This window comes from Flavivirga eckloniae (assembly GCF_002886045.1).
In the GTDB taxonomy this organism is placed as follows: Bacteria; Bacteroidota; Bacteroidia; order Flavobacteriales; family Flavobacteriaceae; genus Flavivirga; species Flavivirga eckloniae.
This window is the reverse complement of the sequence record NZ_CP025791.1, coordinates 805,587-829,556: the sequence shown is the minus strand read 5'-3', so window position 1 is coordinate 829,556 and position 23,970 is coordinate 805,587. Positions and strand designations below refer to the sequence as shown.

Here is a 23,970-nt window from a genome sequence, read left to right as displayed (position 1 = left end):
ATCTATTGGCCTGACTCTTTGTTTTCTTCGGGCTTGTGCTCAAACAGCATTTCTTTTTTAACGACATCTTCAAACATTTGACGCTCGCCTACAAATCATAGGGCATTTTGCTCTGATCCATGTTTTGTCTAGTTCATAAAACAAACTGTAACTCATCATTCACAAGCCTTTTTAATAATAGTTCAAATTTACACACAACTTTTGTTCTTGATGCTCTTTTAAGCTATAGCTTCAGGTTTATGTAAACTAACTACAGTAAGTACAGCAATACCATTTACCCAATAGAAGTAGGCGTCTATTCCTTCAAATGAAAAAATAAAAGGAGCTATTATAAATACTATTGCGACTAAAAAATCAACGATTAAATGAATTTTATACGGAATGACTTTAACCATTCCTAAATGATGATCTGTTAATATCGTTAGAATAAGCGCAGCAATTCCAGTAGCAACCGAAAGTTGTAAGGCTACAGGGTTTGAAGTTCCTAAACCTAATATAAAAGGTAAAGCTATAAGTGCTAGTGCCACAGGGTAATCTAAAAACGCGTGGATTCTTTTGGTTACGAATTTCATGACTATAAGTTTTTAATTATTATTAAATTAATTGTGGGTCTTACTTAGCTTCTCCCAATTTTTATCAGCTACACTTTCTAACTTATTATGATTATTTTCTGCTAACCACAATTGTTTTGCATCTAATTCTACATTATTCAAGAACAAGTAGTACTTGCCGTTTTTAACTATGAATTTTGTTGGATCTACTCTAAATTTTGCCCCAGCATAGGTTCCAAAAGCACAGAAACCACCATATTGCGGTAAGTATTTTTTTGGAGATTTATCAAAAGTTGCTTTTTGTTCCGCATTAGTAAAATAGTACACAACTTTGTTGTGTTCAGATTTATAGCTTTTATTTCCTCTTTGGGCTAAGTTTAAATCTAAATATGATACAGGACTATAACCTGTAAGAGCTATATTGCTATTGTCAATATTATTGCTCATTTTATTTTGAGCGAATAAAGTTGCAGTGAATAAAATTGTAAATAGTACAATTGATGTTTTAAATGTTTTCATTTTCTTTTTTTTATTAGTGAATAATTACACTGCAAAGATGAAAACTAACTAAGGCTTAAATGCTACAAAAAAAAGACTAAGAATTGTACTTTTTTAATTTGAAATCTGTTGGAGTTGTTCCTGAATAATGTTTGAAAAATCTTGAGAAATGGTTAGGCTCTTCAAAGCCTAGTTGCCTTGAAATAGAAGTTATGGATTGCCCTTCGATAATCATCAATTTAGCAGTATTAATTAATTCCAGCCGAATTAATTGACCTAAAGAAGTGTTCATTTTAGATTGTACTTTTTTAGATAATGATTTTATAGAAAGGTTCATTTTGTCTGCATAAAATCCAAGCGATCTTTCTTGTGTATGATGTTTACGAAGTAACTCCATAATATCTTGAGAAAACAAGTCTCGGTTTTCGAAATCAAAATTTTCTCTAAATTGTTTTGGTGTCTGTCCGGTGGAGGTTTTAAATACACGGTTAAAGTATGCATCGTCTTTGAATCCTAATTCGTATGAAATCTCCTGAATATTCTTGTTGGTAAAAGCAACTTCTTTTAAGCTTTCATTAAGTCTTTTAGAGTTCATTAAATTTTTAACAGATAACCCAATTTTATTTCTAATTAAAGCTTGAGCGTTATATCCGCGTTCATTTATAAGACTTACTAAATCATGGCTTGATAGGTTATTAGAAAATGCTTCATCTATAACATCCTTAACATCAAAAATAACCTGATACTCTTCTTTATTTGCTTTAAATGGGTTTTGCCAATACCATTGTTTGGATGATATATCAATAATATCGGCAGAGTTATTTGTTAAAACAGATTCAGATAAAAAGGTATTACAGCTTTCACATTCTAATAAATCTATATAGCCTAAAGAAATAAGGTGCTTAAACAATACACGTACCTCATTGCTATAGAATTTCTTCTGATTTAAGAATTCTATTTTTCTTACTGTGAAATTATCCGAAAGAAATTTTATGTACTGACCTTTCTCTAAAAATATAGCCTTGTCTTCCCAATCGGAATAGTTTTTAAAATCAACCTGAATACTGCCGGAACCAGAAAGAATATGAATAAGCGTATAACTTTCTATTAAGTATACTTTATTGATTTCTGGAGAGAATTTTTCAACTTTATGCATGCCGATTTTTAATATATACTAAATATATCAGTTTTGCGCATCAAGTCCAAATAAGCTTTTAAAAGCTATTATTCTTTAGCGATTTTAGTTGATAGAAATACGATGCTTAATAACTGGAGAATTCATCTAACGGAAAAGCTTCGTTATATGATGCTTCATTAATTGATTTATTCTCAGTAGAGTCGTAATCAATCAATATTTTCCAACGGTTATCCTTCTTTTTTAGAATAACATGAAACTTACCGTAATATGATTTTTGACTTTCAGTATCAGGGTTTATGGTAAATTTATAGATACCCCGTTCAGAAGACATACCGTCTTTGGAAATCCGTTCTAAAAACCTAAAGGAAATGGTTTGTTTTATAGATGAGTCTGTCCAACGACTCTTATAAGTGCCCAAATAGGCATCTTTCCTTTTAATAGATTTGTAATCACCACCATTAACTCGAATTAAATCGTCACTATGTAAACTTTCAAATAATTGATAGTCTAAAGTTTCGAAAGATTTAGTGAAATTACTCCAAATTTGGGTGTTAATTTCCCTTAATTCATTAATGTTTTGAGCCGTAACTTTATTGCATAAAATAATAAGTAGGCATACAATACAAGTAGATAATCGTTTCATTTTTTGTCTTTTTAGGACAAGAAAGGTACGAAAAATATTATATATTACTAATTAACCAGTTTTTAAATTCAAAAAAGTTTTGTGGAGCTACGCCGTGACCTACAGGGAATTCGGCGTATTGATGCTTTATATTTAGGCCATTTAAAAACGGTACAGTTTGCCTTGCCCACTCAACGGGAATAACTTGATCTACGCTTCCATGAGAACAATAAAAGTTTAGGTGTGAATAGTCTTTAGTTTTATCCTGAGGGAGTATTTCTTTATTTACATAGCCGCTTAAGGCTATAATGTTTTTTACTTTTTCAGGATAGGTTAAAGCTACAGCATAACTTAAAATACTCCCTTGACTAAAACCTAAAAGCGATACATTGTTTTCGTCTACTGGGTAAGCCTTGATAGCCTCATCGATGAATTTCGAAATGAGATCGCGAGATTCTTTAGCTTGCTCATTATCGTTCCATTTGCCTTTTTCGGCATCGAAGTTAATGGCATACCAGGCATTTCCATAGGGTTGCATGGCATAAGGAGCTCTTACAGAAATAATGAAAAGCTCTTCGGGTAATTCACTTGCAAACGAAAACAAATCATTTTCATCGCTACCATAGCCATGCATCATAATTAATAACGGTGCATTTTCGGTTAGGGTAGATTTACGAATTATATGATGTAATGAAAGTGTATTGTTAAGCATTTGTTGAATTTTTAAGGTTTAACCCGGTTAACTTTATTTTCCCTTTTGAAGCATGGGATTGGGAATTTTATTTTTTTAGTATTTAATACCTTATAGCTGCCTATTTACCAAGGTTAGCGAATATTTTTTGGTATAAATTACCAACTAAAGGAACAGCTTGCGCTTTTTTCCCTAGGGCACTTCCAAAGCCATAAATAAAAAGTACGGCAAAAAACAGATAAAACCCTAAGGATATAGTCCAGCTGTCAAAACTTCCAATAATATAACCAAGTGCAAAAAATGTTAGCCATAAACCAAGAGCCTGTCTTATGTGGAAACTTGCAAATTCGCTTTTATTTTCATTATTTAAATAGAAGGCAATTATAGTTCCGAATATAGTTAGGTAACTGATTACGGCATTATTTCTACCAGCTTCAATATCTTGCTCTGTCATTATATATTATTTAACGAAATTTTGTTGTTAGCGGCAATTCCATAAACTTTTCCTTTTAAAGCTTCATGTTCAAAAATGGTGTTTTTAGATTTTGAAACGATGTCGTTTTTAGAAAAGGAATATTTAGTATCTGGGTTAAAAAGTGTAATGTTTAACATATTGCCAATATTAATAGGGGTTTGCTCTAAGGCAAATCGTGTTTTTCCCTTGGTTAAAATGTCTATGGTCTTTTTTGTGGTAAAAATAGTTTGTAAAGCTCCAAAAGCGCTTTCCAGTCCTATCGTTCCGTATTCGGCATGATCGAATTCTATCTTCTTTTGTTCAATATCTATAGGATTATGGTCACTCGTCACCATATCGATGGTACCATCTTTAACACCTTCAATTAAAGCATCTACATCTTCTTGAGTACGAAGCGGTGGTAAAACTTTAAAGTGTGTGTTAAAATCTGTTAGCGCAGCATCTGTAAAGTACAAATTATGAATGGCCACACTACAGCTAACATCTAGTTTTTTCTTTTTAGCTTCTCGTATAAGTGCAACAGAAGTTGCTGTAGAAATGGTAGGAATATGTAATTTTCCACCAGTATATTCCAATAAAAATAAATCGCGAGCTACTTGTAATTCTTCTGCCAAGGCAGGATTTCCTTTTAAGCCAAGTTTGGTGCTTGTTATGTGCTCATTCATAACACCATTTCCTGAAATTTTGCTTTCTTGCGGAAACGAACAAACTAATCCATCAAAATTACTTGCATACTGCAGGGCAATTTTCATAAGATTAGGGTTAGAAATAGGCTTTTTGTAATCGTAATAAGCTTTGGCACCAGCCGTGTTCATATCGTAAAGCTCTGCCAAATCCTCACCTTTGCTACCTATGGTTAATGATCCGATAGGCAATAGTGTTACTACATTATTATTGGATTTGGCATTCACAAAGGTAATATCGGAATTAGAATCTAAAACCGGATTCGTGTTGGCATTTAAAGCTACAGCAGTATAACCAGAAGCAGCGGCGGTTTTAAGTCCGTTTTTTATGGTTTCACGCTCTTCGAAACCAGGTTCGCCAAAACACACACTACTATCAAACCAACCTTGCGAAATATGCAAGTTGTCTAACTTAATTTCTTGATAATTATTAGTGTTTTTAATGGTGTTGGCAATCTTCGAAATCACGCCATTTTCAATTAATAAATCTTGAGTTTTGTTATGGAACTCGCTTTTTGGATCTATTATAGTGGCAGATTTTATAAGTATGTTCATTTAAAATATTTTAAGATGACCATTTCGATAATCAGTAACGCTAGTGCAAAAATAACAAACCATTTCCATAAGGCGTTAACTTTTGTATCACTTTTTATGGTGTTGAAAATTTCTGTAATTGAATCGTTAACCGTTATATTATCTGAAGGGGAAAGCGTTCTATAAGTTAGATTACTTTCATCTCGATTATAATTATAACTGATGTTTTTAATGCTTTCGTTTTTATTCTTTATGGTATAAATATTTGCAACGGATGGATTTTTAGAAGTACTTATTACTACTTTATTGTTAAAATATTGTTGCCTTGGTATTATGTTAACCTCATTGTTAACCAACGATAATATGTCGTCTTGTTGCAATTGCGTATCTACATCAAAAGTGTTTTCGTATCCTATAGTATAATACAGCTTTGGCGTTTTTAGACTATACTTTCCTATATTATAAAGTGTAGGTACAATTAACGGTGAACTTATAAAACTTGAGTTTTTACTATTTAGAGCTGCTGTAAATATAAAAGCATTACTGTTTTGATATAAAAACGGCTTGCCATCTTCAAATTTTAATGCCGTTGAACTATTTGACGAAACATTATAAAAACTCGATACTTTTGGGTATTGAAAATTACTTACTTGTTTTTCAAATACGCCATTATTATACAAGGGGTGAGCATAATTAATGGTAGTAATACGTTTTTCAGTTAACGATAAATTATTAAAATTGGAGCGATAATGACTTAGTAATTGATTATAGGATTGTTCGTTAATACGTTTTGAAGGTATCACGATTAACGCTCCGCCTTGTTTAGTAAACTGTTTTAATGCAGCGACTAAGGCATTGGGAATAGCATCCAGTTCATTTAAAACGATGAGGTGCTGTTGATCTATAATATTATAATTTAACTGATTCTCTAAAGTTGCGAGGTAGTTAAATTCATTATTGGTATAAATGCGTTTTAAAAAGGAATCATCATTTGTTGTTCCATTTATAGAGAGCACATTAGCTTTAGATTCGTTACCAATATTAAAGTATAGGCTATTATCGAATTGCAGATTAACATCATCAATTATAATTTTTCCGTTAATAGCTTCATTTGCGGGAAGCGAAAATGTGGTTTCTGCACGATCTGTAACCGCAACCGAAGTTTTTGCAATCAAATTATCATTGCTAAATAACGAAATGGGGAGGTTTTCAATAGGACTCCCGCTATTTTTTATAAGTGCTTTTAACTCTATAGTACTTGCAGTTCTTTTAGAAATGTAAACACTATCAATAGTTGCGTTATTGGTACTTATTGGCTGTAATTTAACCAAATGAAGATTCGTAAGTGAGTCTGTTTTTGGGGTGAAATTAGATGCGTCTTGTTGAAAATCGGAAATAAAAACAAGATTTTTTAAAGAGTTTTTTCGCTTATTAATTATGGTGTTACTTTTTAATAAAGCAGCTTCAGACGTCAGCTTATCTGATGAGTACCCTAATTGCAATAAATCGTTTTTAATAGCTTTTATAGTGGTGTTTTTATAAACATTATCATTAGTTAGTAACGAGATATTCTCATTTTCGGGAACGTTGCTTATAATATCTTGAACAGCACGTTTTAAAAGTTCACCCTGTGGTCCTTTAGCTTGTAAACTAAATGAATTATCTAAATAAATAACTGTTTCTTTTTTGGTCTTAAAGGCATTGGACTTAGAGGAAAAAGGTTGGGCAAATGCAAATACAATGGCAGCAAGAATTAAAAGCCTTGTACAAAGAACCAACCATTTTTTTATTTGTGAACTTTTACGGGTTTGCAGTATCGCTTCCTTTAAAAATGCCACATTGGTAAAAGGAACTCTTTGAAATTTGCGTAATTGAAATAAGTGAACAATTATAGGGATAAGTAATAAAAATAAAGCGTAAAGAAGCTCTGGGTGTTTAAACTGCATTCATTTTTAGATTTGTCAAAACTACATATTTTTTTTCGTTTTCGAGTTATTGGATAAAACGAAAAAAATTCTATTTAGTTTCCTTTGTTCAATAATTTACTTGGATTAAAACGAGCTTACATTAATTCATGAAAGTATTTCGTTAACGAAATATAGAAAATGATAATGAATATACGTATAAGTATTGTAGAAATTAACAGAAGAAAACGTAATCGAAAATATTTTTCATGTTAAGAGCATCCATATATTTTTTAATCACTATTTGAGCTCCTTTATTGGCAACAGTAATAATACTTTGAGGATTCTCAATAGTTTCCAAAGCACTAAAAGGTTTTAATACTTTACCATAGATGTCTCTTCCTATTTTATTGGGGTTATCGCAAATCCATTCAAAAGGGACGGCTTTTTTAATAAGCGTTTTAGCGACTACTTTTCCTTTGTTACCGGCACCCCAAATAACGAGGGTTTTATTAGGATTGTAATCCAATTCCAAAAAGTAACGCAGTTTAATATCTATAAAATGATTCTCTGCATAATGCACGTGTGTTCTTGAGGTTCGCGAGCTATAATCCCTCCAATCATGAATAACAGCATCACAGGGAATACATGTATATTGGTGCTTATAAAACCTAAAGGCTAAATCGTAATCTTCGGGATATCTGTTTGGGTTAAAAGCATTGCATGCCATTAAATCACTTCTGTGAACCATCCATGAAGGTGAGGGGATAACACATTCCTTATAAATTTCGGAATAATTAGTTCCTGTTTTTGTTAGATCGTTAAGCCATAGTTCGTAGTTTTTAAAACCTTCTTTTATGCCTTCCTTAGAAAAGTAATTTACCAAACCAATGGCAACGTGCTGTTTTCCGTGTGCCGATAAATTGTTTACCAATACCTCTAATTTATTAGTACGCATAATATCGTCGCTATCCATTCTTGTAATAAGAGTGCCTTTACTATGTTTAAAAGCTAATCGTAAGGCATCAATTATACCAGTACCTTTATTTTTTAAAAGCGTTATTCTACTATCCTTTTTTGCAAAACCTTCAACGATATCAAAACTGGAATCGGTGGACGAATCGTCAACTATAAGCAACTCCCAATTTGTATAAGTCTGATTTAAAATAGATACCAAACAATCTTCTAAGTACGCTTCGGTATTTTTAAAAGGAATGAGTATACTAACTAAGGAATTTTGCATTGAGCGAATATAATTTATCTTTTTAACATATCCTTAAGAAAAGAGCCCGTAACATAATGGTAATTTGTGCGTCGTTAAAAGAAATAAACTAAATTTAGATGAATACTAAGACATTTGCCGCGTTATTTGCGGGTATTTTACTAGCTAGTTGTAGTTCAACTAAGAATGCAAAGAACGATTTGGCCGTAAGCTTGCCAATAGAAACAGCAATAAACTTAACAGGTATAGAAAACGATAAAGCGCCGGTAACAATTAATCCGGGACGTTTTACTGTGGAAACCGTAACGTATCGTTTGCCAAAAGTGGTACAGGGTACTTATTCTGTGAGTGATTTTGGTAAGTATATTGATGGTTTTAAAGCGATTGATTATAAAGGAAATGAGCTGCCTGTAAATAAAGTAGATACTAACACATGGTCTATTAGTAATGCAAAGGAGTTGGATAAAATTACTTATTTAGTTAATGATACTTATGATATTGAAGTGAATGGAGGTATAGGAAAAGAAGCTCCTTTTTCGCCTTCTGGGACTAATATCGAACCTAATAACTACGTGTTAAATTTACATGGCTTTATTGGTTACTTCGATTCTTTAAAAAAGAATCAATATAAACTAGACGTTACGGCTCCGGCAGATTTTGTTCGTACTTCTGCACTGCAAAATGTAGGTTCTAAGACTAGCGAAGATGGAAAAAGCGTCACTACAAGTTATTTTGCTACAAGGTATTTCGATATTACCGATAACCCTATGATGTATGGAAACTTAGATGTTGAAGAGTTTAAGGTAGGTGATATTAAAATTGTACTAAGTGTATATTCGCCTAACAAAGTGCATTCTGCTAAGTCTTTAAAAGAGACGATATTTAAAATGATGGAGGCACAAAAAGCATATTTGGGTGATATAAATGCGACACCGCGTTACGATATTTATTTGTATTTATCTGAAGGTAAGGAAGATTCACCAAAAGGATTTGGTGCATTAGAGCATCATACTTCAACAGTAGTAGTGATGCCAGAATCGATGCCTAAAGAGGCTTTAGATGAGAGTATGACGGATGTGGTATCTCATGAATTTTTTCATATCGTTACGCCTTTAAGTGTACATTCTGAAGATGTTCATTATTTTGATTATCACAATCCAACGTTCTCTAAGCATTTGTGGATGTATGAGGGGGTAACGGAGTATTTTGCGACGTTATTTCAAGTAGATCAAGGACTTGTTTCCGAATCTGATTTTTACAATAGAATTATGGATAAAATTCAGCGGTCTAAGCAAATGAACGATGCCATGAGTTTTACTATAATGAGCGAGAATGTTTTAAAGGATCCTTATAAGGATGAATATTTAAACGTATACCAAAAAGGAGCATTAATTGGGATGTGTATTGATATTTTAATGCGTGAAGAAAGCAATGGCGAAAGAGGCATTTTATCTTTAATGAAAGAGCTATCGAATAAATATGGAAAGAATAAACCATTTGAAGATGATAAGCTTATAGACGAAATTGTGGCTATGACATATCCTTCTTTACGAGGATTTTTCGATACTCATGTTGTTGGAGATACGCCAATAGATTATAACAAGTTTTTCGAAAAAGTAGGCTTAGAAATAGGAGAGGGGAAATTGGAAGCTAACTATATATTAATGAATGGAGTGCCTATTGTGAGTGGCGATCCGCAGAAAGGAACCATATTCTTTACAGATATGGCATTAAAAAATAGTTTTTGGGAAGAACAAGGTGTTAAAGCTAATGATGTTATAAAGTCTGTTGATGGTGAAGCCTTAACTATGCAAAATGCTAATGATGTTTTACAACAAGTTTTTATGTGGCAACCAGGACGAGACATCGAGGTAACTTTAGATAGAGCAGGAGAGGAAGTTGTTATTAAAACAACTACGACACAAGGTTATGTTACAGGTAAAGCTATAGTTGAAAAAGCAGATGCTACAGATGCTCAAAAGACTTTGCGTGAAGCTTGGTTAAAAGGATAATTTAGTATTATAAATAACGTTTATAAAGAGACTGTCTCAAATTTTGAGATAGTCTCTTTTTTTTGTGGAAAATTCAATTAAATTTTTGAAGTACTTCCCTAATGTTTGTAAATAAGTAAATTTAGGTTTATTAATTTGTAAATATTGTTTTAAAAAATATGGTGTAGTGTATTTTAATTCAGTAAAGATTAAAACCCCTCAAAAACACCCAACCCAAAAAGAGCAAAATCATATTTAACCGGATCGTCGGCATCTAATTCCCTTAGGGCGGTATCTAATTCCAATAAGGCTTTTGCGTCGTTCTGTTTACGTTGTAATAGCCCTAATTTTCTTGCTACATTTCCGGAATGTACATCTAAAGGACAAGATAGTTGAGAAGGCGACAGGCTTTTCCAAATGCCAAAATCTACTCCGGCATTATCATTTCTCACCATCCATCGTAAAAACATATTAATCCGTTTTGCCGCGGAATTCTTTACAGGATCGCTAATGTGCTTTTGTGTTCGTTGTAAATGATCTATTTCAAAGAATATCGATTTAAACTTCGAAATAGATACTTGCAAAGACTTAGCCTCTACATGTTTTGAAAAAACTGACTCTAATCCTCCATGGTTTTTATAAATATGCTTTAAGGATTTTATAAATTGAATACAGTCGTCTCCATTAAAAGTTCTATGAACAAAGGGAGCTAGCTTTTCCAAATCAATTTCAGAGTGGTTTATAACAAAATCGAAAGGAGCACCGTCTAGGAAACCCATTAAACGTTTGGCATTATTAATAATACTTTTTCTATTTCCCCAGGCAATAGTAGCAGTTAAAAATCCCGAAATTTCAATATCCTCTTTTTTACTAAACTGGTGCGGGATTTGAATAGGATCGCTTTCTATAAACTTTGGGTTGTTATATTGGATGACTTTTGCGTTAAGAAAGTCTAGGAGATCGGTTTTGTTCAAGTTTACTTTTTAATGTAAAAGTAAGGATTCTCAATAAACTTAAAGCAGAGCTGGTAGTTTAAGAAGAAGTAGGGCTAAAACGCTAATTTACAAGTGTCTTTTCATAATTTTTAAATTAAAATATCGATAAACGGCGTAAAAATTGGTTGAAAATACTATTTTTTAACATCTGAATGAACTAAAATTGAAATTTATAACGTTATTAGTCCAAATAAATAATGTATTATGAGAAAAATTATAATCCCAGTTCTTGCATTACTTTTACTAAGTAGCTGTCAAGAAGATGACGTAAAACCAAATGTAGATGCCATATCTGCTACAGAAGCTTTAACCGAATATGTTACAGTAAATAAGGTTTTTCAAGACGTAGGTAATAATGGAGGCGATGCTCTTTTGAGTGCTGAAAGTTCAGCAACTTCAAAATCAAGCAAAATCCAAACAGACGAAGGTCCTATAATTACTATAGAACCGTTGGATTTTACAACATTTCCTAAAACGACAACCATCGATTATCAATCGGGAGTATTATGTAAAGATGGTATAACCCGCAAAGGGATCGTTACTATTGTTTCAACCAATTGGTATGGTGAGACTGGTAGTGAGCATACCACGACCTTTACGGATTATTATCATGAAGATTTCAAGGTTGAAGGAATACATAAAGTGAAAAATTTAGGAAAAAATCAAGACGATAATTCAACTTACAGTGTAACCATTGAAAATGGAAAAATTACCACTAAAGCAGGTGCGACCATTAATTATACTGAAAACTCTACTAGAACATGGATTGCTGGTTCTGATACGCCTTTAAACATTTGGGATGATGAATATATGCTTGAGGGAACGCAAACAGGTGTAAGTTCTAAAGATGTTGAATACACATTAACAGTAGAAAAACCATTACATTTTGTGTTATTGCCAAGAGGTATAAAATCTGGTATTCTTAATCTTGATATTGGTGGATTAAAGGATGTTAAATTGAATTATGAAGATTCTACAATTACAATATTGGGTAAATCTTATCCTTTTGGTGATTAATCAATTGTAAAGTATTTTAAATGTTTTGCGTTGGGTCTACCTTTTTGTGGACAAGATTTCCGTTAAAATGATTATTCTCATACCTATGTCATAACTAAGGTATGTTTCGGTGAAGTGGAAATTTAAATAACGTATTACGTTATTAAGGATTTATTGAATCTAGTATTCAATAGATCCTTTTTCTTTTATAGGTAGGGGGTAGTAGTACGTAACCGAAATAATGTTGTTAAACCGTAATGTTTCCATCTACCATAACCAGTTTTCTATCTGCTAGATTAGCCAGTTCTTTATTATGGGTAACAATTACGAAGGTTTGTCCAAATTCATCACGTAACTTAAAAAACAGGCTGTGTAGTGTTTCGGCAGATTCACTATCTAAATTACCAGAAGGTTCATCAGCAAAAATTAAATCAGGGTTGTTTATTAAAGCTCTTGCAACAGCAACACGTTGTTGTTCTCCTCCAGATAATTCGTTTGGTTTATGATCGTGTCGATGCGACAAACCTAAAAAATCTAATAGCTCGATAGCTCGTTTTTCGGCATCAACTTTTCTAGTACCTTTTATATATGCAGGCAAGCATACATTTTCTAAAGCTGTAAATTCGGGAAGTAGTTGATGAAACTGAAATATAAAACCAATATGCTCGTTTCTAAACCTAGCTAATGCTCTGTCTTTTAGGGATTTTATACTGGTGTCGTTTATCTTCAATTCAAAATCTTCATTCGAAGAAGCTGTGTCTAAAGTCCCCAGTATTTGTAATAAAGTTGTTTTTCCGGCTCCAGATGCTCCAACTATAGAAACAACTTCGCCTTTTTTAATATGAATGTCTACACCTTTTAAAACGTGTAAGTCATCATAATATTTATGAATATTCTTTGCTTGAATCATTTTTAACAATTGGAACGCTGAAAATAATACTTTATAGGCTTATGAGCAACGTTTAGGCGCTACTTTTCTATTTTAAAACGCTTTTTAACTCATTATAGTCTATGAAATAGATAAAACGGAGCGAAAAAGTGTGATCTATAGGTTGATCGAACAGCGTATCTAGACTTTTAAAATACCGATCTTTAGAAGCGGTATCTTCATTAAACAACTGGTTTCTGTAAAGTGCTATAATCTGACTACCAGGAGCAAATTGCCATGAGTAACGTAAGTCTAAATTCCAGGTGCTAAAATTAATATTGGGGTCGAAATCTATATTTTCTATATTAAAACCAGAAGCAGTTGTTAATTTTCCATTGTCTAAAAGGGTAAATAGATCATAATCATAGTCTACTGTAGTCCAATAGTTTCTAAAAGTAAGTGTAAGGGCATTTAGAGGATTGAAGTTATAACTGGCAGATAAACTATTTTCAATTTCTAACTGATCGCGCTGGCCATAAATAATATCTCCAGAATCGTTAGTATCTACCCAGCCTCTACCGCCTTTGTTTCTATCGTATTCATACTCATAACTTATTCGGAGTTTATCATTTAAACGCACCGTAGGTTCTAATTCAAACCAACGCCCGAACAAATCTCTCTCTTTATCAAGTAAAGTAGCAGCGCCTAAATTGGCTTCTATAGAGAATACTTTATTCTTATTTGTTTCAACCCATACTGTATTTGTTACAAGATTTTTATAGGTGAAAAATCGGTTGTTTTCAGTGTCTCTTGGATCAAAATAATCGTGTTGCTTACCTATGCGTGTATGAAAATTGGTGCCAAACCACATTAGTTTTTTGTTTTGGGCAGAAATCCTTAAACGAATTCTGTTTCCGGTATATCTTCCGGGGTTAAGAAGATTACTGTATTTAGCGGTTAAACGAATCCTTAAATTATTTAATTTTTCTGTTGGCTCAAAAATACGATACGATACCTCGCCATAAAGGTTGTTATAATTATTTCTTAACTGTAGCCCTAAATCGTTAATGTCAAATTTTCTATCAGCGAGTTCATGCCCTATGTTATAACGGTAATTGCCACTTACTTTACCAAATTCAATTTTACTACTATATCCCGTTTTAGCACCTTCTTCTAAGTTAAGGAGACTCATTTTAACTTCGCCATTGTAATTGTATTTGTTATTCTTATCAATAATGTTGAATAAGGCACCGGTTACATTGGCATCTCTAAATTTGCCATCGCGGGTTACATTGGTGTTAATTAAACTTACTGAAGAGTTTTTTCTAAATTGTTGGTCTACAACTAAAATGTTGTAATTCGCTAAAGATTCTGTTACTCTATCTCTATAGGTAATAATACTATCTGTTATGTTTTGAGATACAGGATTACGTATATAATCGGTTCTTTTAATTTTAGCCTGGGTTTTTTCGGTAATGGCATTAAAAAAACCAATTCCTAAACCTTTTTTAGTACGTCCGGAAAATTTAAGCGCGTTTAGCGTTTTTACCTGATCTGGGTTGTTTACTATGTCTTCTTTTGTATTATCGTTGTCTATTAATTCGTCTTCTAAATCTTCATAATCTACAGGAGCATTACCAATACGTCTAGAAAAAAACATATCGCCTTTGTTGAACAAGTCGACCCCTTCTTTAAAAAATTGTCGTTGCTCAGAAAACGTCTGCTCAAAAGGACCTAGGTTTAAACTTCTGTTATCGAAAGCAGCCTGACTAAAATCGGGTATGAGGGTAGCGTCTAAAGTAAAATTTTCTGTGATACCGTATTTTACATCAAGCCCTACATTAAAATTATTATCTGTTTCACCTTCTGTAGATTCGGATATTACCGAAACAAAAGGATAGAAACTTAACCGTGTAGGCGGTTTAATATTCTTTATACCTTTAAGCTCCCCATGATAAATACCACTATAGCCCTTTGTTCTATCTATAGGATTCCAGGAGTATTGCGAGTTGTCTAAACGAAAACGCCTGTGAAACTGTATGCCCCAAGTTTGCACTTCGTCGTTAGAAAATCGTAGCGCTCTGTATGGGATTTTCATTTCTACAATCCAGCCATCTTCAACAATCTTTACAGCACTATCCCAAACCGCATTCCAGCCAAAGTCTTCTTGGTCCGGTATGTTTGGAGATGCCAAGGCATCTGCTTGTGTTCCAGAGCTAAAAACAAAAAATTCTATGTCGTTTTGGGCATCGTTGTTTGGGTTTAATATCACACCGAAAAAATCTGATTGTCCGAAGTTATCACGGCTCGTAAGCTGCTTTTGAATGTCTTCGGGGTTATCTTTAAGGTAAGCACCTACATAAATAGCATTATCGTCGTATGCCATTTTCACAATGTTTTTTTGATGAGGTTTTTCTACAACTCCCATTTCTGGTCGAAATTGAGTGAAATCTGTGGCGGCATCAGTCGCGTTTATCCACACAGAATCATCTAAAACACCATCAATTTTAGGTGCTTTTTGTGTTTTTAAAATGTTTAAGGTTTTTTTGTTTTGTGCATTAATTTGAATAATGGTAAAGCTCAAAAAAACAATTAAGATAGGTACGTATTTCATTGGGTTGCTAGTCGATTGATGCAAAACAAAGATTGGCTGGATGCATTTTTGTTATACTTTGCTTAACAAAATTACTTTTGTGAACTTTTAATTTTACTAATTAAAAGTTAAAATTTGCTTAACTTTAGACTTACGAAAAGAATGAAATACTGAATTTAAGAATTTTATAAAACGCATATGCCATATAAGAAGTTTGAAGAGTATAATATACAGGTAACGGATGATGTTAAGGATAGGTATAAAAAAATCATTGAAGATTTAGGGGAAGATACAGAGCGCGATGGGTTGTTAAAGACTCCAGAACGTGCAGCTAAAGCCATGCAGTTTTTAACTCAAGGGTATCATCAAGATCCTGTAGAAATTCTTAAAAGCGCCATGTTTAAGGAATCTTATAATGAAATGGTTATCGTTAAGGATATTGAGCTGTACTCGCTTTGCGAACATCATATCCTACCATTTTTTGGAAAAGTGCATATTGCCTATATCCCTAACGGACAAATTGTCGGGTTGAGTAAGTTACCCAGAATTGTAGATGTTTTTGCAAGACGCTTGCAGGTGCAGGAACGCTTAACCGAACAAATTTTAGATTGTATAAACGATACATTAAGACCACAAGGTGCGGCTGTTGTTGTAGAGGCTTCGCATATGTGCATGATGATGCGCGGTGTACAAAAGCAAAATTCTATTACAACGACCTCGGGTTTTAGGGGACAATTTGAAAAAATTGAAACTAGAAATGAGTTTTTAAAACTCATAGGAAAATAGTTAACAGGGGTTTGGTATATTTCTTGCATATCCTATTGTATTAAATATTACTTAATGAATAAATACAAAAAATTAGCACTTGGGATTGTTTTTGATGCTATTGGATATACTTCTTTTATAATTCCTGGTATAGGTGAATTTTCAGATGTCGTTTGGGCACCCGTTTCAGGTTGGATAATGACAAAGCTATATAAAGGAAAACCAGGGAAAATAGCTGGTGTTATAACCTTTGTAGAAGAGGCTTTACCTGGTTTAGATGTTATACCAACGTTTACGCTTATGTGGTTGTATACCTATGTTTTTAATGCTAAAAAAGAAAGCGTTATAGAGAAAACTTAAACCAAAGGCAAATGTATTTCTAATTAAAAATCACCTATATATTACAAGTAGGTTTGATAAAAAGGAAGCTTAACTGTTAAGGTTGTGCCTTCTTTACTCTTTGAGTTAATTTTAAGTTCTCCTTTAATTTTTGATGCCCGGGATTTTATATTCAACAAACCAATACCATTGTTTTTTTTATTAATATTAAAGCCAATACCATTATCTATAATGTCTAGATATAGCTTATTTGAGTTTAATAAGAAATTAATGGTTATAGTGGTTGCTTTAGCATGTTTAACAATATTTTGAATGGCTTCCTGAATAATCCTGTATAGATTGACTTTTACATAGTCATCTATATTTTCCCATAAAATATTAGGATTATGGCTTAAGTTATATTGAAATGCATGAAGGTTACTTTGATAATCGACATAGTTTTTCATAATCGTAATAAAGTCTTTTTCAGCATCTAGTTTTGTGTTTTTCAGTTCATGGGACAGGTCTCTTATTTCTTTTTCAATAGTTCTAATTTCCTCAATGTAAATATTGAATTTTTCTTTATTCTTTTCTTTGTTTTTTTCATCTATAACTAAAAACTCCAGTCCCAATCTGGAGCCCAAAAGCTTGTTTAAAATACCATCATGGAGCTCTTCTGAGATATGATGGCGTTCCAGAAGCCGACCTTCCTCGATCTTGGCTTGCTGCCTGAGCATTAGCGTGTAGATTTCCTCGTTGGCCTTTTGTTGCTCACCTTCAAATCGTAATACTCTATTCTTGGTAATTTGGATCCTTATAATTAGTATTAGAGCAAAGACCAAAATGATTATCAGGCCAATAATAATAATTAAAATGTTTTGGGAGGTCAAGCGTTTTGTTTCGTCAATATAGGTATCGGTTTCGTATTGAATTCTGGCGAATTTGTTTCTTGATGTGCGTTCAACATCGAGTAGACTATCGTTAAGTTTTATGTGTTCGTATAGGTGCTTTTTACTGTTTTCTCCTTTTTCAATTTTGGAGAGCAACATTAAAGCTCTGGACACCTCATGATGGTTCCTAATTTGTTTACCAAGAGTATATGACTTTTTAGATAGTATATGTGCGGAATCCTTTTTATTTATGGCATATAAAAATTCAGCCAAGTCGTTGCCCGAAACGACTATTTTATATAAATCATTTAGGCTATCGCTAATTTTATACGCTCTTCTAAAAAGCGAATTAATGTGCTTTGTTTCTTTACTTTTAGATGTAAATAAGGTGTAAGCTTTATTATTAATTAAAGTAACATATGTTCCGGGATCTTTTTTGGACAAGTCTTTGTCTTTTAGTAATTCGTCGTGAATTGACAATGCCTTTTTATAATCCTTTTTTAGTCTATATACCTCTGCTAAATTGAGTTTAGTATATAAGTAATTCATGTATTTGTTTACACCGTTATAACCTTTATAATCGTAATCGTAGTTGTCGGATAGTTTGTTATTGATTTCTAGAGCCTTATTAAAGTATTCAATGGCTTCATCGTATAGCTTGGAGGCTTTAGAGTTAAGGCCAATTTGGTGATAATAGCTAATTAACCCATCCAGAATTCCATCATCTTCTGGAAGTAATTTTAATAAATTGATAGCTTTTATAAGGTTGGCATTGCTGTTAACAAAATCTTGTTCATTTTTTTGTAAGTGAGATATATAGCTTAATGATAGGCTTTGGTATTCATAATCTTTGAGTTTTCTATAAAGCTTCAAAGCCGTATTGCTATATATGTAGCAACTATCAATATTTAACTCGGGACCGATGTAGCTCCATGCTAGGTTTCGATAGGTGTGAGCCATTATTGTAGAGTCGTTAAGCTTTCTTGCTAGTTTTAAGTTTTTATGGCTGATAGCTCGAATCATTTCTATATTATCCATAATCATGTAAATGCCTACAAGTGCTCTATTGGATAATAAAATAGTAGAATCTACCTTTGTTTTATAAGATAATCGACTTGCTTCTTTTGCGTATTTAAGCCTGCTATTTAAATTAATAGATTCGTTTTTACATAGTTTTCGTAATCTATGGATGCTATCTAAGGCTCTATCAAAACTATTGTTTTGAGCTTGTAAATTGATAAAGACAAAAAGGCATAATATGTAGGTGTGATATTTGTTCAGTTTCATTTTTGATTAACGGGAAGTTTAATTATTAATGACGTACCTTTTTTGGTTTCGGAGCTAATCTTGAGTTTTCCTTTGAGTTTTGATACTCTAGATTTTATATTCAACAATCCAATACCTTTACTTTGTTTATTGGAATTAAACCCAGTGCCATCATCTATAATATCCAGTTGTAATTCACCATGGTTTAGAGAGAAATTTATGGTTATGGTTGTTGCTTTGGCATGTTTAACAATATTTTGAATGGCTTCCTGAATAATTCTGTATAGATTGACTTTTACATGATCGTTGATGTTTTCCCATGCAATATTTGGGGTATGGTTAAAGTTATATTGAAATACATGAAGGTTACTTTGATAATCGACATAGTTTTTCAGAATCGTAATAAAGTCTTTTTCGGCATCTAGTTTTGTGTTTTTCAGTTCATGGGACAGGTCTCTTATTTCTTTTTCAATAGTTCTAATTTCATCAATGTAAACGTTGAACTTTCCTTTGTTTTTTTGATCTATGACTAAAAACTCCAATCCCAACCTGGAGCCCAAAAGCTTGTTTAAAATACCATCATGGAGCTCTTCTGAGATATGGTGTCGTTCCATAAGCCGCCCTTCCTCAATCTTGGCTTGCTGCCTGAGCATTAGCGTGTAGATTTCCTCATTGGCCTTTTGTTGCTCACCTTCAAATCGCAATACTTTGTTCTTGGTAATTTGAACCCTTATGATTAGTATTAGTGCAAAGACCAAAATGATTATCAGGCCAATAATAGTAATTAAAATGTTCTGGGAGGTCAGGCGTTTGGTTTCTTCAATATAGGTGTCTGTTTCGTATTGAATTCTGGCGAATTTGTTTCTCGATGTGCGTTCTACGTTGATCAGACTATCGTTAAGTTTTATATGTTCGTATAAGTATTTTTTGCCTGCTTCTCCTTTTTCAATTTTGGAAAGCATTAATAAAGCCCTAGAAAGTTCGTGATAGTTTTTGATCTGTTTGCCAACGGTATATGATCTTTTAGAAAGAATATGAGCGGAATCTTTTTTGTTGATGGCATAGTAAAATTCGGCCATGTCATTTCCACCGGAGGCAATTTCATATAAAGCATTCAAGCTATTACTAATTTTGTAAGCTTTATTAAATAGGGATTTAATGAGTTTTGTCTTGTTTCTTTTAGCAAGAAATAATACATATGCTTTGTTGTTAATTATGGCAACATATGAAAGAAGGTCTTTTTTTATTAAGTCTTTGTTTTCAAGTAATTCATTATATATAGATAAGGCATTTTTGTAATCTTTTTTTTTCTTATATACTTCGGCTAAGTTGATCTTACTGTATAAATAGTTTTCATATTTGTTTATATTGCTATTGTCTTCGTAATTATATTCATTGGGTAGTTTATTATTAATTTCTAAGGCTTTGTTAAAATAATCAATTGCTTTTTTATATAATTTTTGATGGCTTAAAGTTAGACCGATTTGGTTGTATACGTTAGATAATTTATCGAAGGCAAATTGATCTTTCGGAAGTGTTTGTAAAAAAGATGCAGCTTCAATCAAATTGATTTCGCTGCTTAGATAATCCCGATGGTCATCTTGTATATTGGCAAGGTTTAGTAATGTGGATATAGTTAAATCGGTATGATTTAGTTTTTTAGAAATTTTTAATGCCTTATTATAATAAAAATATGAACTATCCTTGTATATTCCAGATAAAATATATCCATAACCAAGATAACAACAACCAAAAGCATAAGCTAACGAGTCGTTTACTTTTTGCGCTAATTTTAAATTTTCTTGCCCAAGTTTTATTGCAAGTTCGTATTCGTTTTTTAATAAGTAAACATGGACTATTCTTTCATTTGATAGGAGAATAGTCGAATCTATTTTAGTCTCATAAGACAAATCTCTTGCTTGCTTCGCGTACCTAAGTCTAGTATCTAATTTTATATTATCATTTTTAGTCAGTTTTCTTAATCTTTGGATGCTATCTAGTGTATTATCAAAACTATTGTTTTGAGCCTGTAAATTGATAAAGACAAAAAGGCATAATATGTAGGTGTGGTATTTGCTCAATTTTATTTTTGATTAACAGGAAGTCTAATTATTAATAACGTACCTTTTTTGGTTTCGGAGCTAATCTTAAGTTTTCCTTTGAGTTTTGATACTCTAGATTTTATATTCAACAATCCAATACCTTTACTTTCTTTATTGGAATTAAACCCAGTGCCATCATCTATAATATCCAGTTGTATTTCATTACGGTCTAGAGAGAAATTTATGGTTATGGTTGTTGCTTTGGCATGTTTAACAATATTTTGAATGGCTTCCTGAATAATTCTGTATAGATTGACTTTTACATGATCATTGATGCTTTCCCATAAAATATTTGCGGCATGGTTAAATTTATATTGAAATGTATGAAGGTTACTTTGATAATCGACATAGTTTTTCAGAATCGTAATAAAGTCTTTCTCGGCATCTAGTTTGGTGTTTTTCAGTTCATGGGACAGATCTCTTATTTCTTTTTCAATAGTTCTAATTTCCTCAATGTAAATGTTGAATTTTTCTTTATTCTTTTCTTTGTTTTTTTCATCTATAACTAAAAACTCCAGTCCCAATCTGGAGCCCAAAAGCTTGTTTAAAATACCATCATGGAGCTCTTCTGAGATATGATGGCGTTCCAGAAGCCGACCTTCCTCGATCTTGGCTTGCTGCCTGAGCATTAGCGTGTAGATTTCCTCGTTGGCCTTTTGTTGCTCACCTTCAAATCGTAATACTCTATTCTTGGTAATTTGGATCCTTATAATTAGTATTAGAGCAAAAACCAAAATGATTATCAGGCCAATAATAGTAATTAAAATGTTCTGGGAGGTCAGGCGTTTTGTTTCGTCAATATAGGTGTCTGTTTCGTATTGAATTCTTGCGAACTTGTTTCGTATTGTTCTTTCATTCTTTTGAATACTGTCGTTGAGTTTAATATATGCATCATAATGTTTTACAGCGATACTGTCATCTTCAATTTTAGATAGAATTAATAAGGACTTTAATAAATCATCATTGTAGTACTTTTGAGAAATATTTTTTGCTTTATAGGCATAATATCGGGCAGAATCTTTTCTGTGGTTATCGTAATAATATTCTGCTAAATGTTGATATATGATTATTGATTTGTATTCAGCATTAGCGCTGTTAGCAATTTTTAAAGATTTTAAGTATAAGTCTGGAAGTTGCTTATGGTTTTTAGATAGGTATAGAGTATGAGCATAATTGTCAAGAGCCATGGCATAAATCTCAGGGTGTTCTTTAAGTAGACTTTCATCTTTTAGTATTTTATTAAAAGAACTAATGGCTAAAGAGTATTGACCTGATCGGCTATATACAGTTGCTAAGTTATTTAATGAGTTATAAATACTTGCTTTATAATTTCCCTTTAACTTTTTCTTTAAGTCTATTCCTTTTTTATGATACTTTATAGATTCAGAAAACATATTAAGCATGTTATAAACTATTCCTAGATTGTTATAAATGAAAGACTTAATTCGATTTACATCATTTGTTTCTTCTAGTTCTTTCAATAAAGTCAACGCTTCAATAGATGTTTTTTCACTCATAATATATTCTTTCTCTCCACATTGAATAGCGGAAATACCATACAATGCTCTGGCTAGATCGTATTTATTATCAAGTATTTGGTAAATTTTTACGGATGTATGATAGTGATGATAAGAACTATCTGAATAAGGTGTTTTTTTTCTATAATACTCCCCTAAATTTATACTAGCTTTACCGATAGTAGAGGAATCGTTAAGTTTTAGAGATACTGACAGATTCTTCTTGTTGATATCCCTATACTCATTATACATTTTTATATCCCAGTATAGTTCAGATAGGGATTCGTTATACTTAATAGAAATAGAATCTATATCAATTTTATAAGATAATCTACTTGCTTCTTTTGCATAATGAAGCATGCTGTCTATATCAATTGCTTCGTTTTTACATAGCTTTCGTAACCTTTGGATGCTATCTAGTGCATTTTCAAAACTATAGTTTTGTGCATTTATACTAAAAGTAATTAGTAGACATGTTATAAATAAACAATATTTGTTCACTTGGGCTTGGGGTATACTTTACTAGATAGTATCCTAAGATAAGTTTTTTTTCTACATCATAGAATATATAAAGCCTAAATTAATATTTCTTCACATATTAAATATACCTTAGTTGAAAAGGTTTTTCCAAGATTTGATATAATTACCACATTTGCCTTAATGTATTTATATACTATTTATGTTAGCAAAGTGAGAATAATAATAAACGCCACGATTTTATTAAAACCGTGGCGTTTATTATTAATTACTTAACCTTTATTATCTACTTAACAATAATAGGGAAGATAGCTTGTACATCTGTTTCTCCGCCAGCATTGGCTATATCACCATCGCTAACGCCGCTAGCACTTTTATTAGGCTCATGACGTAATGTAATGGTAATCGTTCCCGAACCAGGAGTTGCTGAAGTCTTTAATGTAAATTCTAACCCTAACGGCTTACTATCACTATCAAAATCAACATAAGTGAATGTAGCTAGGCTATTTGTTGCCTGAAAGAAAAATTGATGCTCTTCGTCTAACGTTTTAATTTCCTCAGTAACATCCTCAGCTGGAGATTCGGTTTCGTTTAATATCTCCATACTTCCATTATATGTAGTATCAGCAAGTAAATCTCCAGATACTGTAATCACAGGAGGATTAGGTCCGTCTTTACCATCTAAATCTAGGCTTTTAAAAGTTATAGTAGTTCCTCCTCCTTCAGGAACTAAGGTTGCTGTTAAAGTTGTTATGACCTCTTCTTGAATAACAACTACTGGGTTATCATCATCTGAACATCCAGTAAATATAAAAGTTGATAATAAGATTAAAAATGTACTTTTTAAATTATTTTTTAATGTATCCATGTTTTG

The 23,970-nt window shown here is 32.4% G+C and carries 20 protein-coding genes; 4 read left to right on the top strand and 16 right to left on the bottom strand.

Annotated features, from left to right (window positions below; all coding sequences use genetic code 11):
• Positions 1-218: 218 nt before the first annotated feature.
• The 9 genes from C1H87_RS03450 to C1H87_RS03410 all read right to left on the bottom strand — a co-directional run bounded on the left by C1H87_RS03450 (position 219) and on the right by C1H87_RS03410 (position 8,339).
• Positions 219-572 (bottom strand): hypothetical protein, encoded by a 354-nt coding sequence (locus C1H87_RS03450; protein WP_199769327.1) that lies wholly within the window; start codon positions 570-572, stop codon positions 219-221.
• 27 nt (positions 573-599) lie between these two features.
• Positions 600-1,070 (bottom strand): YHS domain-containing (seleno)protein, encoded by a 471-nt coding sequence (locus C1H87_RS03445; protein ID WP_102754479.1) that lies wholly within the window; start codon positions 1,068-1,070, stop codon positions 600-602.
• A gap of 76 nt (positions 1,071-1,146) precedes the next feature.
• Positions 1,147-2,205 (bottom strand): helix-turn-helix domain-containing protein, encoded by a 1,059-nt coding sequence (locus tag C1H87_RS03440; protein ID WP_102754478.1) that lies wholly within the window; start codon positions 2,203-2,205, stop codon positions 1,147-1,149.
• A 106-nt stretch (positions 2,206-2,311) separates the two neighbouring features.
• On the bottom strand, positions 2,312-2,830 hold the full coding sequence (locus C1H87_RS03435) for a nuclear transport factor 2 family protein (RefSeq protein WP_102754477.1): 519 nt from the start codon (positions 2,828-2,830) through the stop codon (positions 2,312-2,314).
• A gap of 37 nt (positions 2,831-2,867) precedes the next feature.
• Positions 2,868-3,521, bottom strand: coding sequence for an alpha/beta hydrolase (locus C1H87_RS03430; protein ID WP_102754476.1), 654 nt, complete (start codon positions 3,519-3,521; stop codon positions 2,868-2,870).
• A 100-nt stretch (positions 3,522-3,621) separates the two neighbouring features.
• Entirely contained in the window at positions 3,622-3,954 is a 333-nt protein-coding gene (locus tag C1H87_RS03425) for a hypothetical protein (RefSeq protein ID WP_102754475.1), read from the bottom strand.
• Positions 3,954-5,213, bottom strand: a complete 1,260-nt coding sequence (locus C1H87_RS03420) for a dihydroorotase (RefSeq protein ID WP_102754474.1) — start codon at positions 5,211-5,213, stop codon at positions 3,954-3,956. The genes C1H87_RS03425 and C1H87_RS03420 overlap by 1 nt, the downstream gene beginning before the upstream one ends.
• Positions 5,210-7,138 (bottom strand): BatA domain-containing protein, encoded by a 1,929-nt coding sequence (locus tag C1H87_RS03415; RefSeq protein ID WP_102754473.1) that lies wholly within the window; start codon positions 7,136-7,138, stop codon positions 5,210-5,212. Before C1H87_RS03415 ends, C1H87_RS03420 begins: the two co-directional genes overlap by 4 nt.
• Positions 7,139-7,331: 193 nt before the next feature.
• Complete coding sequence (locus C1H87_RS03410; protein WP_102754472.1) at positions 7,332-8,339, bottom strand: glycosyltransferase family 2 protein; 1,008 nt, start codon at positions 8,337-8,339, stop codon at positions 7,332-7,334.
• Between the two features lie 98 nt (positions 8,340-8,437).
• Between C1H87_RS03410 and C1H87_RS03405 the strand changes: the two genes are divergently transcribed.
• Positions 8,438-10,330, top strand: a complete 1,893-nt coding sequence (locus C1H87_RS03405) for a M61 family metallopeptidase (protein WP_102754471.1) — start codon at positions 8,438-8,440, stop codon at positions 10,328-10,330.
• 188 nt (positions 10,331-10,518) lie between these two features.
• On the opposite strand, the gene C1H87_RS03400 is transcribed toward C1H87_RS03405, so the two are convergent.
• Positions 10,519-11,283 (bottom strand): TIGR02757 family protein, encoded by a 765-nt coding sequence (locus C1H87_RS03400; RefSeq protein WP_102754470.1) that lies wholly within the window; start codon positions 11,281-11,283, stop codon positions 10,519-10,521.
• Positions 11,284-11,508: 225 nt separating this feature from the next.
• Between C1H87_RS03400 and C1H87_RS03395 the strand changes: the two genes are divergently transcribed.
• Positions 11,509-12,321: a hypothetical protein gene (locus C1H87_RS03395; RefSeq protein ID WP_102754469.1), complete on the top strand. Its 813-nt coding sequence runs from the start codon at positions 11,509-11,511 to the stop codon at positions 12,319-12,321.
• Positions 12,322-12,547: 226 nt separating this feature from the next.
• Here C1H87_RS03395 and C1H87_RS03390 read toward each other — a convergent pair whose 3' ends face one another.
• Together C1H87_RS03390 and C1H87_RS03385 are read right to left on the bottom strand one after the other, a co-directional pair.
• Positions 12,548-13,210 (bottom strand): ABC transporter ATP-binding protein, encoded by a 663-nt coding sequence (locus C1H87_RS03390; RefSeq protein ID WP_102754468.1) that lies wholly within the window; start codon positions 13,208-13,210, stop codon positions 12,548-12,550.
• Between the two features lie 67 nt (positions 13,211-13,277).
• The gene (locus C1H87_RS03385) at positions 13,278-15,782 is read right to left on the bottom strand and encodes a DUF5916 domain-containing protein (protein ID WP_102754467.1); all 2,505 of its coding nucleotides are present in this window, start codon (positions 15,780-15,782) and stop codon (positions 13,278-13,280) included.
• 177 nt (positions 15,783-15,959) lie between these two features.
• On the opposite strand from C1H87_RS03385, the gene folE reads away from it, so the two are divergent.
• Positions 15,960-16,547, top strand: coding sequence for a GTP cyclohydrolase I FolE (gene folE / locus C1H87_RS03380; protein ID WP_102754466.1), 588 nt, complete (start codon positions 15,960-15,962; stop codon positions 16,545-16,547).
• A 54-nt stretch (positions 16,548-16,601) separates the two neighbouring features.
• Complete coding sequence (locus tag C1H87_RS03375; protein WP_102754465.1) at positions 16,602-16,886, top strand: hypothetical protein; 285 nt, start codon at positions 16,602-16,604, stop codon at positions 16,884-16,886.
• 41 nt (positions 16,887-16,927) lie between these two features.
• Here the strand turns inward: C1H87_RS03375 and C1H87_RS03370 are convergent, their stop codons facing one another.
• The 4 genes from C1H87_RS03370 to C1H87_RS03355 form a co-directional block, all read right to left on the bottom strand.
• Positions 16,928-19,021, bottom strand: coding sequence for an ATP-binding protein (locus C1H87_RS03370; RefSeq protein WP_102754464.1), 2,094 nt, complete (start codon positions 19,019-19,021; stop codon positions 16,928-16,930).
• Positions 19,018-21,081 (bottom strand): ATP-binding protein, encoded by a 2,064-nt coding sequence (locus C1H87_RS03365; protein ID WP_102754463.1) that lies wholly within the window; start codon positions 21,079-21,081, stop codon positions 19,018-19,020. The genes C1H87_RS03370 and C1H87_RS03365 overlap by 4 nt, the downstream gene beginning before the upstream one ends.
• Positions 21,082-21,083: 2 nt before the next feature.
• Positions 21,084-23,120 (bottom strand): tetratricopeptide repeat-containing sensor histidine kinase, encoded by a 2,037-nt coding sequence (locus tag C1H87_RS03360; protein ID WP_158655110.1) that lies wholly within the window; start codon positions 23,118-23,120, stop codon positions 21,084-21,086.
• 262 nt (positions 23,121-23,382) lie between these two features.
• Complete coding sequence (locus C1H87_RS03355) at positions 23,383-23,964, bottom strand: type 1 periplasmic binding fold superfamily protein (protein WP_102754461.1); 582 nt, start codon at positions 23,962-23,964, stop codon at positions 23,383-23,385.
• Positions 23,965-23,970 lie beyond the last annotated feature (6 nt).